At 59.6% G+C, this 13,982-nt stretch carries 17 protein-coding genes; 8 read left to right on the top strand and 9 right to left on the bottom strand.

What is annotated here, in order from left to right:
- Positions 1-8: 8 nt before the first annotated feature.
- Positions 9-863, top strand: a complete 855-nt coding sequence (locus ACNYC6_RS09255) for a carbon-nitrogen hydrolase family protein (RefSeq protein ID WP_419712042.1) — start codon at positions 9-11, stop codon at positions 861-863.
- Positions 864-875: 12 nt separating this feature from the next.
- Positions 876-2,318: a metalloprotease TldD gene (gene tldD, locus ACNYC6_RS09250; RefSeq protein ID WP_419712041.1), complete on the top strand. Its 1,443-nt coding sequence runs from the start codon at positions 876-878 to the stop codon at positions 2,316-2,318.
- Positions 2,319-2,367: 49 nt separating this feature from the next.
- On the opposite strand, the gene yjgA is transcribed toward tldD, so the two are convergent.
- Complete coding sequence (yjgA, locus tag ACNYC6_RS09245; protein ID WP_419712040.1) at positions 2,368-2,892, bottom strand: ribosome biogenesis factor YjgA; 525 nt, start codon at positions 2,890-2,892, stop codon at positions 2,368-2,370.
- Between the two features lie 108 nt (positions 2,893-3,000).
- Between yjgA and pmbA the strand changes: the two genes are divergently transcribed.
- From pmbA to ACNYC6_RS09215, 6 genes are all read left to right on the top strand, one after another.
- The gene (gene pmbA / locus ACNYC6_RS09240) at positions 3,001-4,347 is read left to right on the top strand and encodes a metalloprotease PmbA (protein WP_338584709.1); all 1,347 of its coding nucleotides are present in this window, start codon (positions 3,001-3,003) and stop codon (positions 4,345-4,347) included.
- A gap of 117 nt (positions 4,348-4,464) precedes the next feature.
- A complete protein-coding gene (locus ACNYC6_RS09235) occupies positions 4,465-4,860 on the top strand; it encodes a FagA protein (protein ID WP_419712039.1) in 396 nt (131 codons plus the stop codon).
- Between the two features lie 166 nt (positions 4,861-5,026).
- A complete protein-coding gene (locus tag ACNYC6_RS09230; protein ID WP_419712038.1) occupies positions 5,027-6,409 on the top strand; it encodes a class II fumarate hydratase in 1,383 nt (460 codons plus the stop codon).
- Positions 6,410-6,435: 26 nt separating this feature from the next.
- A complete protein-coding gene (locus ACNYC6_RS09225) occupies positions 6,436-6,876 on the top strand; it encodes a hypothetical protein (protein ID WP_419712037.1) in 441 nt (146 codons plus the stop codon).
- A gap of 1 nt (position 6,877) precedes the next feature.
- On the top strand, positions 6,878-7,489 hold the full coding sequence (locus ACNYC6_RS09220; RefSeq protein ID WP_419712036.1) for a superoxide dismutase: 612 nt from the start codon (positions 6,878-6,880) through the stop codon (positions 7,487-7,489).
- A gap of 29 nt (positions 7,490-7,518) precedes the next feature.
- Entirely contained in the window at positions 7,519-8,412 is an 894-nt protein-coding gene (locus ACNYC6_RS09215) for a ZIP family metal transporter (protein ID WP_419712035.1), read from the top strand.
- Between the two features lie 44 nt (positions 8,413-8,456).
- On the opposite strand, the gene ACNYC6_RS09210 is transcribed toward ACNYC6_RS09215, so the two are convergent.
- From ACNYC6_RS09210 to lptC, 8 genes are all read right to left on the bottom strand, one after another.
- Positions 8,457-8,732, bottom strand: coding sequence for an HPr family phosphocarrier protein (locus ACNYC6_RS09210; RefSeq protein ID WP_419712034.1), 276 nt, complete (start codon positions 8,730-8,732; stop codon positions 8,457-8,459).
- Positions 8,733-8,747: 15 nt separating this feature from the next.
- Positions 8,748-9,605 (bottom strand): RNase adapter RapZ, encoded by an 858-nt coding sequence (gene rapZ / locus ACNYC6_RS09205; RefSeq protein WP_419712033.1) that lies wholly within the window; start codon positions 9,603-9,605, stop codon positions 8,748-8,750.
- 2 nt (positions 9,606-9,607) lie between these two features.
- Positions 9,608-10,072, bottom strand: a complete 465-nt coding sequence (gene ptsN / locus ACNYC6_RS09200) for a PTS IIA-like nitrogen regulatory protein PtsN (protein WP_416127848.1) — start codon at positions 10,070-10,072, stop codon at positions 9,608-9,610.
- Positions 10,073-10,084: 12 nt separating this feature from the next.
- A complete protein-coding gene (hpf, locus tag ACNYC6_RS09195) occupies positions 10,085-10,393 on the bottom strand; it encodes a ribosome hibernation-promoting factor, HPF/YfiA family (RefSeq protein ID WP_007941242.1) in 309 nt (102 codons plus the stop codon).
- A 74-nt stretch (positions 10,394-10,467) separates the two neighbouring features.
- Positions 10,468-11,961 (bottom strand): RNA polymerase factor sigma-54, encoded by a 1,494-nt coding sequence (locus tag ACNYC6_RS09190; RefSeq protein WP_419712032.1) that lies wholly within the window; start codon positions 11,959-11,961, stop codon positions 10,468-10,470.
- 185 nt (positions 11,962-12,146) lie between these two features.
- Entirely contained in the window at positions 12,147-12,872 is a 726-nt protein-coding gene (gene lptB / locus ACNYC6_RS09185; protein WP_419712031.1) for an LPS export ABC transporter ATP-binding protein, read from the bottom strand.
- Positions 12,872-13,420 carry a lipopolysaccharide transport periplasmic protein LptA gene (gene lptA / locus ACNYC6_RS09180; RefSeq protein WP_338584726.1) on the bottom strand — a complete coding sequence of 183 codons (549 nt, stop codon included), beginning with the start codon at positions 13,418-13,420 and terminating at the stop codon, positions 12,872-12,874. The genes lptB and lptA overlap by 1 nt, the downstream gene beginning before the upstream one ends.
- Entirely contained in the window at positions 13,407-13,979 is a 573-nt protein-coding gene (lptC, locus tag ACNYC6_RS09175; RefSeq protein WP_419712030.1) for an LPS export ABC transporter periplasmic protein LptC, read from the bottom strand. The genes lptA and lptC overlap by 14 nt, the downstream gene beginning before the upstream one ends.
- Positions 13,980-13,982 lie beyond the last annotated feature (3 nt).

Genomic DNA, 13,982 nt, shown 5'->3' with positions numbered 1-13,982 from the left:
AGTGCGCCATGTCTGTAGCGGTGATTCAAATGGTCAGCCAGAGCGATGTGCTGGCCAATCTGGCCCAGGCCCGGCGTCTGCTCGAACAGGCAGCGAGCGCTGGGGCTGCGCTTGCCGTACTGCCAGAAAACTTTGCCGCCATGGGCCGTCGCGACGTCGCCGACATCGGTCGCGCCGAAGCCTTGGGCGAAGGCCCGATCCAGCCGTGGTTGAAACAGACCGCGCGCGACCTCAAGTTATGGATAGTGGCCGGCACGTTGCCGTTGCCGCCGGTGGACCAGCCGACGGCCAAGTCCCATGCCTGCTCGCTGTTGATCAACGATCAGGGCGAAACGGTGGCGCGCTACGACAAGCTGCATCTGTTCGATGTGGATGTTGCGGACCATCGCGGTCGTTATCGCGAATCCGATGACTATGCTTATGGCAGTGGAGTGGTCGTGGCTGATACGCCGGTCGGCCGGGTTGGCCTGACGGTCTGTTATGACCTGCGCTTCCCGGAACTGTACAGCGAGCTGCGGGCGGCCGGTGCGGAGTTGATTACCGCACCATCGGCCTTTACCGCCGTGACCGGTGCCGCGCACTGGGATGTGCTGATTCGCGCGCGTGCCATCGAGACACAATGTTATGTGCTCGCGGCCGCCCAGGGCGGGACGCATCCGGGCCCTCGGGAAACCTGGGGGCACGCGGCAATCGTCGACCCGTGGGGGCGAGTGTTGGCGCAACAGGATCAAGGCGAGGCCGTGCTGCTGGCCGAACGCGATAGCAGCGAACAGGCGTCCATAAGGGCGCGGATGCCAGTGTCCAGTCACCGGCGCTTTTTCTCGCAGGGCGCCCAGCGACCTGCATCAGAACGACGAATTTAAGGCGTAAAGCATATGAGCGAGTTGTTGTCCTCAGTCAGTGAACACCTCCTGGCGCCCGGCGGCGTAACGATCGAAAGCTTGCAAGGTGTGCTCGGCGACCTGGCCGGCCCGGGCATCGATGCCGCGGACTTGTATTTCCAGGGGCAGATTTCCGAGTCCTGGGCGCTGGAAGACGGCATCGTCAAGGAAGGCAGTTTCAACCTCGACCAAGGCGTCGGCGTGCGCGCTCAATCGGGTGAGAAAACCGGTTTTGCCTACAGCAATGCCATCACGCTGGAGGCGCTGGGCGCGGCGGCCCGTGCTGCCCGTTCAATTTCCCGCGCCGGCCAGAATGGCACCGTGAAGGCGTTCACCACTCAGGATGTGGCGCAGCTGTACGCGCCGGACAATCCTCTGGAAGTGCTGACCCGTGCCGAGAAAGTCGATCTGCTCAAGCGCGTCGATGCCGCGACCCGTGCGCTTGACCCACGCATCCAGCAAGTCACCGTGAGCATGGCCGGTGTCTGGGAGCGAATTCTGGTGGCGTCCACCGATGGCGGTCTGGCGGCCGATGTACGGCCGCTGGTGCGTTTCAACGTCAGTGTGATCGTCGAGCAGAACGGCCGCCGCGAGCGCGGTGGCCATGGCGGTGGCGGCCGTACCGATTACCGTTATTTCCTCGCCGAAGACCGCGCCATGGGCTATGCCCGTGAAGCGCTGCGCCAGGCACTGGTCAATCTGGAAGCGATCCCCGCGCCGGCCGGTACATTGCCGGTGGTGCTGGGGTCCGGTTGGTCCGGCGTGCTGCTGCACGAAGCCGTCGGCCATGGTCTGGAAGGCGACTTCAACCGCAAAGGCAGTTCGGCCTACAGCGGGCGCATGGGCGAGATGGTGGCGTCCAAACTGTGCACCATCGTCGATGACGGCACCCTGTCGGGTCGTCGCGGCTCGTTGAGTGTCGACGACGAAGGCACCCCGACCGAGTGCACCACGCTGATCGAGAATGGCGTACTCAAAGGCTACATGCAGGACAAGCTCAACGCGCGCCTGATGGGCGTGGCCCGCACGGGTAACGGTCGTCGCGAGTCCTATGCGCACCTGCCGATGCCGCGCATGACCAACACCTACATGTTGGCCGGTGAAAGCGATCCGGAAGAAATCATCGCCTCGGTGAAGCGCGGCATCTACTGCGCTAACCTCGGCGGCGGTCAGGTGGATATCACCAGTGGCAAATTCGTGTTCTCCACCAGTGAGGCGTACCTGATCGAGGACGGCAAGATTACTGCGCCGGTCAAAGGCGCGACGTTGATCGGCAACGGTCCGGAAGCCATGAGCAAAGTGTCGATGGTCGGCAACGATCTGGCGCTGGACAGCGGTGTGGGGACGTGTGGCAAGGATGGGCAGTCGGTGCCGGTGGGTGTCGGCCAGCCAACGCTGAAGATTGATGCGATCACCGTGGGTGGCACGGGGTCGTAATGAAGTGAAGCTTCGGGTGAGTCGCCTGGCGACTCACCCGGTCAGAGATTTAACGCAGACCGCGTTGAGTCTCGTCCAGCTCACGGATGTACTTGAAGATTTTACGGCTGGAAGCAGGAGGCTTGTTTTGCGCAACCTCGTGCTGGGCCTGACGAATCAGGGAACGCAATTGCTGGCGATCCGCGTCCGGGTAGTCGACGACGAATTTTTCAAGTGTGGCATCGTCACCGGCAATCAGGCGATCACGCCAGCGCTCCAGGTTATGGAAGCGTTCGTTGTACTGGCGAGTGGAGGCATCGAGTTGATCGAGCAGAACCAGAATGGCGTCAGTGTCCTGATCGCGCATCAGTTTGCCGATGAACTGGAGATGCCGTTTACGCGCGATATTCGCGGTGTGCTTGGGCGCATCGGCCAAGGCCCGGCGCAAGGCGTCGGTCAACGGCAGTTTGCCAAGCAAGTCAGGCTTGAGCGTTGTAAGGCGCTCGCCAAGGTCAACCAGAGCATGCAGCTCGCGTTTGACCTGGGATTTGCTTTTTTCTCCCGTATCGAGGGAGTCGTCGTAAGAATCAACCATGGTGGCAGTCCGCAAAGAAACGCCGCCATGATAACCAGTCGGGGGCCGCTTGTCCGGCCCGGTCGCTCGATGACCGTTACCGAAAGCAGAATTTGAGTGGAGAACAGCATGAGTGCAGTTGAAAGCGTCGGCCCACAAGCATTGCCGGCACTGCAGGAGCAAGTCGAGCAGATCATCGCTGAAGCCAAGCGTCAGGGCGCCAGTGCCTGTGAAGTGGCGGTGTCCCTGGAGCAGGGCTTGTCGACGTCGGTGCGCCAGCGTGAAGTCGAAACCGTCGAATTCAATCGTGATCAGGGCTTCGGCATTACCTTGTACGTCGGCCAGCGCAAAGGTTCGGCCAGCACGTCGGCCAGTGGCCCGGACGCAATTCGTGAAACGGTTGCTGCCGCACTGGCAATCGCCAAGCACACCTCGGAAGACGAAGCCTCGGGCCTGGCGGATGCCGCGCTGATGGCGCGTGACGTGCAGGACTACGACCTGTTCCACCAATGGGATATCACCCCGGAGCAAGCCATCGAACAGGCACTGGCCTGCGAGGCCGCGGCGTTCGCTGCCGACAGCCGGATCAAGAACGCCGACGGCACCACCCTTAGCACCCATCAGGGCTGCCGCGTCTATGGCAACAGCCACGGTTTTATCGGCGGCTATGCATCGACCCGACACAGCCTGAGTTGCGTGATGATCGCCGAGGCCGACGGCCAGATGCAGCGCGATTACTGGTACGACGTGAACCGTCAGGGCAATTTGCTGGCGGATCCGGTGAGCATCGGCCAAAAAGCTGCTCAGCGGGCGGCCAGCCGTCTTGGTGCGCGTCCGGTACCGACCTGCGAAGTGCCGGTGTTGTTTTCCGCGGAGCTGGCCGGTGGTTTGTTCGGCAGTTTCCTATCGGCAATTTCCGGCGGCAGCCTGTATCGCAAGTCGTCGTTCCTCGAAGGCACGCTGGGCCAGAAGTTGTTCCCTGAGTGGCTGACCATCGACGAGCGTCCACACCTGATGCGTGCGATGGGCAGTGCGGGGTTCGATGGCGATGGCCTGGCGACCTATGCCAAACCGTTCGTCGAAAAAGGCGAGTTGGTGTCGTACATCCTCGGCACCTATTCCGGGCGCAAACTCGGCATGCCGAGCACCGCCAATGCCGGCGGCGTGCACAACCTGTTCGTCACCCATGGCGATGAAGACCAGGCTGCCTTGCTGCGTCGCATGGGTCGTGGCTTGCTGGTGACTGAATTGATGGGCCAGGGCCTGAACATGGTAACCGGCGATTACTCCCGCGGCGCGGCGGGCTACTGGGTCGAGAACGGTGAAATCCAGTTCGCGGTCCAGGAAGTGACCATTGCGGGCAACATGCGTGACATGTTCAAGCAGATCGTTGCTGTGGGTAATGACCTGGAACTGCGCAGCAACATTCGCACCGGTTCCGTGTTGATCGAGCGGATGACGGTAGCGGGTAGCTAAGCCCCAACCGCCGTACAAAAAGGCGCGCCACCCATCGGGTGGCGCGTTTTTTTTGGCCTTGTTTTAGTTCACATTATCATTTAATAATAAATCTCATTATCGATTGAGCCCCGGATCATGAGTTCTGCCTTGCACGAGCAGCCTTACCTCGAAAGCTGGCGCTGGATGAGTCGCCAGATCCGTTGCGCGATGAATCCTGACGAACCGCGCCTGATCGACCACTACCTGGCTGAAGGCCGGTATCTGGCCTGTTGCACGGCAACCTCACCCTGGACCGTCGCCGAAACTTCCTTCCGCTTGTTGCTCGACACCGCCGCCGATGTCGCGCTGCCCTGGCACTGGCGCACTTACTGCCTGGACCAGGCGTGGCGCCCGCTGCGCGAACTCGAACGCCTCTCTTTGTGCAAATGCCGCCTCAAGCGCTGGCAGAGCTACACCTGGCAACTGGCGACCTGCGAGTTGCAACCCTCGATTCCTCTCATTGAACTGGTGCAAGGATTTACAGATGAATAGGGTCCGTCTTCAGTTATTTCCTGCACCACAGCAGGCCGGGCCCTTCGGGTTGCGTCTGAAAACGGGCCAGACTGCGTTGCAGTCCTTGGCAAGGGAAAAACCATTACCAGCGGACTGCGCCTTGCCTGGCCCGCTTTCATACGCAACGCGACATAGGAAATAACTGATGACAGACCCTAGGACACGTATTGAGCGCGACAGCATGGGCGAGCTTCAGGTCCCGGAAGACGCCCTCTACGGCGCACAGACCCAACGTGCGGTGGATAACTTTCCCATCAGCGGCCAACCGATGCCCGTGCAGTTCATCCGCGCGCTGATCCTGGCCAAGGCAGCCGCCGCCCGCGCCAACATCGAACTCAAGCAGATCAGCGAAGCCCAGGGCAAAGCCATCGTCGACGCGGCGCAAGGTCTGCTCGAAGGCGATTTCATGCAACACTTCCCGGTGGATATCTTCCAGACCGGTTCCGGCACCAGTTCCAATATGAACGCCAACGAAGTGATTGCCACCCTGGCCAGCCGTCTGCTTGGCGAACCGGTGAACCCGAACGATCACGTCAACTGCGGCCAAAGCAGCAACGACATCATTCCGACCACCATCCACGTCAGCGCGGCGCTGGCCTTGCACGAACAGTTGCTGCCGGCCCTGACCGGTCTGGTGCAGGTGATCGAGCGCAAGGCTGAGGAAGTCCATCACCACGTCAAAACCGGCCGCACTCACTTGATGGACGCCATGCCGGTGCGCATGAGCCAGGTCCTTAATGGCTGGGCGCAACAGCTCAGGGCCAACATCGTCCTTTTGCAGGGCTTGCAGCCAAGCCTGCAATCGTTGGCCCAAGGCGGCACGGCAGTGGGTACAGGCGTCAATGCGCATCCCGAATTCGCCGCGCGTTTTAGTCAGCAACTGAGCACGTTGACCCAGGTTCAGTTCACGCCGGGCGTGGATCTGTTTGCCCTGATTGGTTCCCAGGACACCGCTGTTGCCGTCTCCGGCCAGCTCAAGGCCACTGCCGTATCGCTGATGAAAATTGCCAACGACCTGCGCTGGATGAACTCCGGCCCTTTGGCCGGCCTGGGTGAAATCGAGCTGGAAGCCCTGCAGCCGGGTTCTTCGATCATGCCTGGCAAGGTCAATCCGGTGATCCCGGAAGCCACTGCCATGGTCGCCGCGCAGGTGATCGGCAACGACACGGTGATCACCATCGCCGGTCAGTCGGGCAACTTCGAATTGAACGTGATGCTGCCGATCATCGCCCAGAACCTGCTGAGCAGCATTGAGTTGCTGGCCAACTCCAGCCGTCTGCTGGGTGAAAAGGCGATCGCCAGCTTCAAGGTCAATGAAGACCGCATCAAGCAAGCGCTATCCCGCAACCCGATTCTGGTGACCGCACTCAACCCGATCATTGGCTACCAGAAAGCCGCCGGAATCGCCAAGAAGGCTTATCAGCAAGGCCGCCCGGTGATCGACGTTGCACTGGAACACACTGACCTGTCGCGCAGCCAGCTGGAAGAACTGCTCAACCCGGAAAAACTCACCGCAGGCGGCGTGTAAATACCCCGCCGCTTTGGAGGCTCACCATGGAGCACTGGAAACGCACGATCGAAAGGGCCAATCGCTTTTTCATGTTGGGTGAACTGGTTGATGCTCGCGAGGCTTACTTGCAGGCATTGGCCCTGGCCCAGGTGCTGTTCGAGCGCTGGGCGGATGCCGATGAAGCGGTGGCGGCTTGCGTGATTTCCCATCACAACCTGGCGGACCTGCATCTGCGTCTGAACCAGCCGGAGGAGAGCGCCGAGTACTTGTGCGCCATTCACCAACGGTTGTTGCAGACCATGCAGGACCCGCGACTGTCGCCAGCATTGCGCGAAGCAGCGCTGCGCCAGAGCAGCAAAACCTATGTCGAGCTGCTGAATTTCATCAGCGAGCACGGTGAATACCCACGCACGCATCGCTTGCTGCGCATCGATGCTGCCTCGCCGTCGCAACCCCCTGCGCCTCATCATCATGGAGTCCACTGAAATGGCTTTTACCTTGCCTGCCTTGCCGTATGCCTATGACGCCCTGGAGCCGCACATTGATGCGCAGACCATGGAAATCCACTACACCAAGCACCACCAGACCTATATCAACAACCTGAACGCTGCGGTCGAAGGCACTGAGTTCGCCGAATGGCCCGTGGAAAAACTGGTGGCCGCTGTGCAGCAGCTGCCGGAAAAACTTCGCGCGGCGGTGATCAATCAGGGCGGTGGTCACGCCAACCATTCGCTGTTCTGGGAAGTCATGGCGCCTCACGGTGGCGGCAAACCCGAAGGCGCGCTGGCCAAGGCCATCGACGAGCATCTGGGTGGTCTCGACAGTTTCAAAGAGGCTTTCACCAAAGCGGCGCTGACCCGATTCGGCAGTGGATGGGCCTGGTTGAGCGTGACGCCGCAGAAAACGCTGGTCGTGGAAAGCAGCGGTAACCAGGACAGCCCTTTGATGAACGGCAATACGCCGATCCTCGGTCTGGATGTCTGGGAGCACGCGTATTACCTGCAATATCAGAACCGCCGCCCGGAATACATCAGCGCGTTCTACAACGTGATCAACTGGCCTGAAGTCGCAGCGCGCTATCAGGCTGCGCTGGTTTAAGTCTTCTAAAAAACAATCCAAGGCTGACTATGGGCACTGAAACACTGGCGATCGGAAGTGGACGAATGTTTCGTTACGCATTTGGATCGCTGCTTCTGCTGGCGGGCATGAGCTTGCTGGTTGCGCACGGGCTGGAATGGCTGGATCTGGAACCGAAGTTGTCGCGGGCGTTGCAGGGTGGTGCGATCTGCGCCCTCGGCACCGCGCTTGGGGCGGTGCCGGTGCTGGTGATCCGGCGCATGCCCCAGGCACTCAGCGATTCCTTGCTGGGCTTCGGTGCCGGAGTGATGTTGGCCGCGACGGCATTTTCGCTGATCGTGCCGGGCATTGCGGCGGCAGAGAACCTTGGCATGACTCCGTGGGCGGCCAGCGGCCTGATCTGCTTTGGCATCATGCTCGGTGCATTCGGCTTGTTTCTGGTGGATCGCAAAGTGTCCGGCGCGTCGCCGGAAGTGCTCATTGGCACTGTGGAGCACCCGGTGATTCCGCCGCGCATCTGGCTGTTCGTGTTCGCGATCATCGCCCACAACATTCCCGAAGGCATGGCTGTGGGCGTCTCGGCCGGTGGCGGCATGCCGGATGCCGACAGTTTGGCGATGGGCATTGCCTTGCAGGATGTGCCGGAGGGATTGGTCATTGCCTTGGTGCTGGCCGGGGCTGGGATGTCGCGGTTCAAGGCGTTCCTGATCGGTGCTGCTTCAGGTTTGGTCGAACCGGTGTTCGCGTTGTTGTGCGCGTGGCTGGTCAGCCTGGCCGAACTGTTGTTGCCTTTGGGGCTGGCCTTGGCGGCCGGGGCCATGTTGCTGGTGGTCACCCACGAAGTCATTCCCGAATCGCGTCGCCACGGTCATGAGAAACTGGCCAGCCTTGGATTACTGATCGGGTTCTGCTTGATGATGGTGATGGATACCGCATTAGGCTAGTTCACGGACTGTTGTAGCAGCTGGCGAAGCCAGCTGCTACCGGGTTATTCGCCTTCGTCGAAGTAGTTGTTGATCAGGGCCACCAGTGCGTCCATCGCTTCCTGTTCCTGCTCGCCTTCCGTGCTCAGATGAATTCTGGTGCCCTTGCCGGCGGCGAGCATCATCATTGCCATGATGCTTTTGCCGTCGACTGTAGTCTCTGGCGTGCGTCCGACCCTGATCGTGCAGTCCTTGAACTGACCGGCAACTCCAACGAATTTTGCAGATGCCCGGGCGTGCAGGCCCAGTTTGTTGATGATTTCGATTTCCAGAGCAGGCATCGCGATGTGAATCCTTTAGCTGAGGTCGCGGTGGCGAACCTGGACGTTCTTCAGAGATTGCTGCAGGGTCTTGCCCAAGCGTTCGGTCAGGTAGACGGAGCGGTGATGCCCGCCGGTGCAACCGATGGCAATAGTGACGTAAGCGCGGTTACTGGCGGCAAAGCGAGGTAACCATTTGAGCAGGTACGCGGAAATGTCCTGGAACATCTCCTCGACATCCGGTTGTGCCGCCAGGTACTCGGCAACCGGCTGATCCAGCCCGGACTGCTCGCGCAATTCCGGCTTCCAGTAGGGGTTGGGCAGGCAACGCACGTCGAACACCAGATCGGCGTCGACCGGCATGCCACGCTTGAAACCGAAAGATTCCACCAGGAACGCCGTACCGGGTTCCGGCTGGTTCAGCAGCCGCAACTTGATGGTATCGCGCAACTGATACAGGTTCAGGTTGGTCGTGTTGACCTTGAGGTCCGCGAGGTCGGCAATGGGCCCGAGCAGGCTGGTCTCATCGTTGATCGCCTCGGCCAGCGAGCGATTGGCGCTGCTCAACGGATGACGACGACGGGTTTCCGAAAAGCGTTTGAGCAAGGTTTCCTCATCGGCATCCAGGTACAGGACATCGCACTGGATGTGCCGGCTGCGGACTTCTTCGAGCAGCTCTGGAAACCGCGATAGATGGCTGGGGAGGTTGCGCGCATCGATGGACACGGCTACCAGCGGCTGTGACAGTTCCGTGTGAATCAGCGCGCGCTCGGCCAGTTCCGGCAGCAACCCCGCAGGCAGGTTGTCGATGCAGTAGTAACCGTTGTCCTCAAGAACATCGAGGGCGGTACTTTTACCCGAGCCGGAACGACCGCTGACGATGATCAAGCGCATGATTAATGACCGTTTTGCTCGTCCAGGACAACCTGATACAAGGCTTCATTACTCGGGGCGCTGCGCAGTTTTTCGCGCACTTCCTTGCGGTCGAGCATGCTGGCGATCTGGCGTAACAACTCCAGGTGCGCATCGGTAGCGGCTTCCGGGACCAGTAAAACGAACAACAGGTCGACCGGTGCACCATCGATGGCGTCGAAATCAATAGGGGCGTCAAGGTGCATCAAGGCACTGATGGGCGAATTACAGCCCTTGAGACGGCAATGGGGGATGGCGATACCGTTGCCAAAACCGGTTGAACCGAGTTTTTCACGGGCGACCAGGCTCTCGAAGACATCCTGCATGGCCAGATCCGGCACTTCGCGATGGATGAGGTTGGCAATTTGCTCAAGGGCTTTCTTTTTACTGCCGCCCGGCACGTTCACCAGGGAACGGCCGGGGGTCAGGATGCTTTCAAGTCGGATCATGGGTTGGGAGTGTTAACGACCGGTAGCGCCCTGGAGGAGGCTCTGGGTCTTTTCCTTATGCTTTTTGAGTTGTTTATCCAGCTTGTCGGTCAGTGCGTCGATCGCCGCGTACATATCGGTATGTTCCGCGTTTGCGACCACTTCATTGCCGGGAATATGCAGCGTGGCTTCGATTTTCTGCTTCAGCTTTTCGACCGTCATCGTGACCTGCACGTTGGTGATCTTGTCGAAATGTCGCTCCAATCGTTCGAGTTTTTCGCCGATGTAGGTGCGAAGAGGTTCGGTCACTTCCAGTTGGTGTCCACTGATGTTGACTTGCATACAGCTTCTCCTTCGTTGCCAGTGCATAAAGCGGCAGACCAGATGATCTGCCACTGGAACGCTGTGGCGTGGCTCTACATCAACCGCTTGCGTTCGCTCGAAGGCGCGATCCCCAAGGATTCGCGGTACTTGGCGACGGTGCGGCGAGCCACCTGAATGCCTTGTGCCTCCAGTAAACCAGCGATCTTGCTGTCACTCAACGGCTTTTTCTGATTTTCAGCAGCAACCAGTTTTTTGATGATCGCGCGGATCGCCGTGGACGAGCATTCGCCGCCCTCGGAGGTGCTGACGTGGCTGGAAAAAAAGTATTTCAGCTCATATATGCCCCGAGGGGTATGCATGAATTTTTGCGTGGTCACCCGGGAAATTGTCGATTCGTGCATGCCAACCGCTTCGGCGATGTCATGCAGGACCAGCGGTTTCATCGCTTCATCGCCGTACTCCAGGAAGCCGCGCTGATGCTCGACGATCTGGGTGGCCACTTTCATCAGGGTTTCGTTGCGGCTTTGCAGGCTCTTGATGAACCAGCGGGCTTCCTGCAACTGGTTGCGCATGAAGGTGTTGTCGGCGCTGGTGTCGGCGCGGCGCACGAAGCCGGCGTACTGGGCGTTGACCCGCAACCGTGGCACCGACTCCTGGTTGAGCTCCACCAGCCAGCGCTCGTTGTCCTTGCGCACGATCACGTCGGGGACAACGTACTCGGCTTCGGTGGACTCGATTTGCGAGCCCGGGCGCGGATTGAGGCTCTGGACCAGTTCGATCACCTGGCGAAGCTCATCTTCCTTGAGCTTCATGCGGCGCATCAACTGGCTGTAGTCGCGACTGCCGAGCAGGTCGATGTAATCGGTGACCAAACGCTTGGCTTCGGCCAGCCAAGGAGTTTTGGCCGGCAGCTGGCGCAATTGCAGCAGCAGGCATTCGCCCAGGTTGCGGGCGCCGATGCCGGCGGGTTCGAATTGCTGGATGCGGTGCAGGACAGCTTCGATTTCGTCCAGTTCGATGTCCAGTTCCGGATCGAAGGCTTCGAGGATTTCCTCGAGCGTTTCGTCCAGATAGCCCTGATTGTTGATGCAGTCGATCAGGGTGACGGCGATCAGGCGATCGGTGTCGGACATCGGCGCCAGGTTCAATTGCCACAGCAGATGGCTTTGCAGGCTTTCACCGGCCGATGTGCGGGTGGTGAAATCCCACTCGTCGTCATCGTTGCTCGGCAGGCTGCTGGCGCTGGTCTGGTAGACGTCTTCCCAGGCGGTGTCGACCGGTAGTTCATTGGGAATACGCTCGTTCCAGTCGCCTTCCTCGAGGTTATCCACCGTCGGGGCGCTTTCCTGGTAGGAGGGTTCCTGAATTTCGGTATTGGGCTTTTGTTCGGCGTTGTCGGCCATGGGGTCGGAGTTGTCGAAGTCGTCGCCTTCTTCCTGGCGTTCGAGCATCGGATTGGACTCCAGGGCCTCCTGGATTTCCTGTTGCAGGTCCAGGGTCGACAATTGGAGCAGGCGGATGGCCTGTTGCAGCTGCGGTGTCATCGTCAGCTGCTGGCCCATTCTCAAGACTAGCGATGGTTTCATGGCAGGGGCTTAACACCTTATTTGCCGGCGCACATGCGCCATCCACTACAGGGCGCCGGAGCGCCAAACATAAGCAAATTATATGCCCGAAATCGCAGTGTTTGCCTAGAGCGCTGTAACAATAAAAAACTATTGATTTTTTATCGAGACAAGCGCTTGGTCGACTAGCCGGGACACCTCAGCGCTTACAGGCGGAACTCATGACCCAGGTAGACTTCCTTGACCAGGTCGTTGGCCAGGATGGTTTCAGCGTCACCTTCGGCGATCAGCTGACCATCGTTGACGATGTAGGCGGTTTCACAGATATCCAGCGTTTCACGGACGTTGTGGTCAGTGATCAGCACGCCAATGCCCTTGGCCTTGAGGTGATGGATGATCTGTTTGATGTCGCCCACCGAAATCGGGTCCACGCCGGCGAAAGGTTCGTCGAGCAGGATGAATTTCGGGTTGGTGGCTAGTGCCCGGGCGATTTCCACGCGGCGGCGTTCACCACCGGACAGGCTCATGCCGAGGTTGTCGCGGATGTGGCTGATGTGAAACTCCTGCAGCAGGCTTTCCAGCTCCTTGCGACGACCGTCCTTGTCGAGTTCCTTGCGGGTCTCGAGGATCGCCATGATGTTGTCGGCTACCGAGAGTTTGCGGAAGATCGACGCTTCTTGCGGTAAATAGCCGATACCTGCCTTCGCACGACCGTGCATGGGCTGGTGACTGACGTCCAGATCGTCGATCAGCACGCGGCCCTGATCAGCCTGGACCAGGCCGACGATCATGTAGAAGCAGGTTGTCTTGCCGGCGCCGTTGGGGCCAAGCAGGCCGACGATCTGACCGCTGTCGATCGACAGGCTGACGTCGCGCACGACCTGGCGGCTCTTGTAGCTCTTGGCCAGATGCTGAGCTTTCAGAGTTGCCATTACTGGGCCTTTTGCTCGTCGGTTTTCTTTTTCGGCTGGATGACCATGTCAATGCGCGGACGTGCCTCGGTCACCTTGCTGCCTGTAGCGCGACCGGCGCTCGCCAGCTTCTTCTCGGTGTCGTAGACGATTTTCTCGCCCTGGGTGACGTTGTTGTCCTTGTCGATGACTTTGGCCTTGTCGATCAGTACGACGCGGTTTTGCGTGGCGTGGTACTGGATTGTCACACCCCAACCCTGAACCGGCTTGGTGTCGCCAGCCGTTTGCAGTTGTTCGAAGTAGGCCAGGTTACCGACCGACGTCACCACGTCGATGTCGCCACTCGGAGCTCGGGTCATGGTCACTTTATTGCCGGTAACCTTCATTGAGCCCTGGGTGATGATCACATCGCCCGTGTAGGTGGCAACGCCATTCTTGTCGTCCAGTTGGGCATCGTCGGCCTGAATGCGGATTGGCTGTTGTTGATCATCCGGCAGGGCCCAGGCGCTCACGCTTCCCAGTGCTGCGCCCAGACTGAGCAAAATAGGGAGGGTTTTAACGAGCCTCATACTGTCCTCTTACGTTCGATAGCAGGTGTATCCTGCTTTCTTTCAAATACGCTTTCATTCCCTTGCCAGTCGAAACACCGCCAGCGCCGTCGATTCTAACGTCTCGGTCGGTCTGCGCATATTGCTGTTGCGGGAACACCGTCATGCGGGTGGTGGTGATCAGGGTCCTACGGTTTTTCTCGTCGAAACGCGTAATGCGTACCGAATCGATCAGCTCGACCTGGGTGCCGTCAGGGTTGACTTCACCCTTTTCGCTCTGGACGTGCCACGGGAACTCGGTGCCGCGGAACATGTTCAGGTCGGGATTGGTCAGCAGGGTCACCTCGGACGCTTTCAGGTGTTCGACCTTGTCCGACGTCATTTCGTATTGCAGCCTGCCATCCGGCAGGAACTGCACGCTGTGGGCGTTGGTGGCGTAATAGTCGATCTCGCTGTTGTCGACTTGCACAACCGGCTTGTCGAGAAAGCGTTCCGGGCTGATGTTCCAGTAGCCGACCGCGGCGAAAATCGCCGCGATGCAACCGAACATCAGGATGTTGCGAATCTTTTTGCTCAGCATGTT

Origin of the sequence: Pseudomonas sp. NFX224 (assembly GCF_048565165.1) — a bacterium.
Classification (GTDB): Bacteria; Pseudomonadota; Gammaproteobacteria; order Pseudomonadales; family Pseudomonadaceae; genus Aquipseudomonas.
The sequence above is the reverse complement of the archived record's forward strand: the minus strand, read 5'-3'. Positions and strand labels throughout refer to the sequence as shown.

Excerpts from the sequence above, each read along its gene's own strand:
- ACNYC6_RS09255 (WP_419712042.1), top strand. The coding sequence starts at position 9 with ATGTCTGTAGCGGTGATTCAAATGGTCAGCCAGAGCGATGTGCTGGCC.
- tldD (WP_419712041.1), top strand. The coding sequence starts at position 876 with ATGAGCGAGTTGTTGTCCTCAGTCAGTGAACACCTCCTGGCGCCCGGC.
- yjgA (WP_419712040.1), bottom strand. The coding sequence starts at position 2,892 with ATGGTTGATTCTTACGACGACTCCCTCGATACGGGAGAAAAAAGCAAA.
- pmbA (WP_338584709.1), top strand. The coding sequence starts at position 3,001 with ATGAGTGCAGTTGAAAGCGTCGGCCCACAAGCATTGCCGGCACTGCAG.
- ACNYC6_RS09235 (WP_419712039.1), top strand. The coding sequence starts at position 4,465 with ATGAGTTCTGCCTTGCACGAGCAGCCTTACCTCGAAAGCTGGCGCTGG.
- ACNYC6_RS09230 (WP_419712038.1), top strand. The coding sequence starts at position 5,027 with ATGACAGACCCTAGGACACGTATTGAGCGCGACAGCATGGGCGAGCTT.
- ACNYC6_RS09225 (WP_419712037.1), top strand. The coding sequence starts at position 6,436 with ATGGAGCACTGGAAACGCACGATCGAAAGGGCCAATCGCTTTTTCATG.
- ACNYC6_RS09220 (WP_419712036.1), top strand. The coding sequence starts at position 6,878 with ATGGCTTTTACCTTGCCTGCCTTGCCGTATGCCTATGACGCCCTGGAG.
- ACNYC6_RS09215 (WP_419712035.1), top strand. The coding sequence starts at position 7,519 with ATGGGCACTGAAACACTGGCGATCGGAAGTGGACGAATGTTTCGTTAC.
- ACNYC6_RS09210 (WP_419712034.1), bottom strand. The coding sequence starts at position 8,732 with ATGCCTGCTCTGGAAATCGAAATCATCAACAAACTGGGCCTGCACGCC.
- rapZ (WP_419712033.1), bottom strand. The coding sequence starts at position 9,605 with ATGCGCTTGATCATCGTCAGCGGTCGTTCCGGCTCGGGTAAAAGTACC.
- ptsN (WP_416127848.1), bottom strand. The coding sequence starts at position 10,072 with ATGATCCGACTTGAAAGCATCCTGACCCCCGGCCGTTCCCTGGTGAAC.
- hpf (WP_007941242.1), bottom strand. The coding sequence starts at position 10,393 with ATGCAAGTCAACATCAGTGGACACCAACTGGAAGTGACCGAACCTCTT.
- ACNYC6_RS09190 (WP_419712032.1), bottom strand. The coding sequence starts at position 11,961 with ATGAAACCATCGCTAGTCTTGAGAATGGGCCAGCAGCTGACGATGACA.
- lptB (WP_419712031.1), bottom strand. The coding sequence starts at position 12,872 with ATGGCAACTCTGAAAGCTCAGCATCTGGCCAAGAGCTACAAGAGCCGC.
- lptA (WP_338584726.1), bottom strand. The coding sequence starts at position 13,420 with ATGAGGCTCGTTAAAACCCTCCCTATTTTGCTCAGTCTGGGCGCAGCA.
- lptC (WP_419712030.1), bottom strand. The coding sequence starts at position 13,979 with ATGCTGAGCAAAAAGATTCGCAACATCCTGATGTTCGGTTGCATCGCG.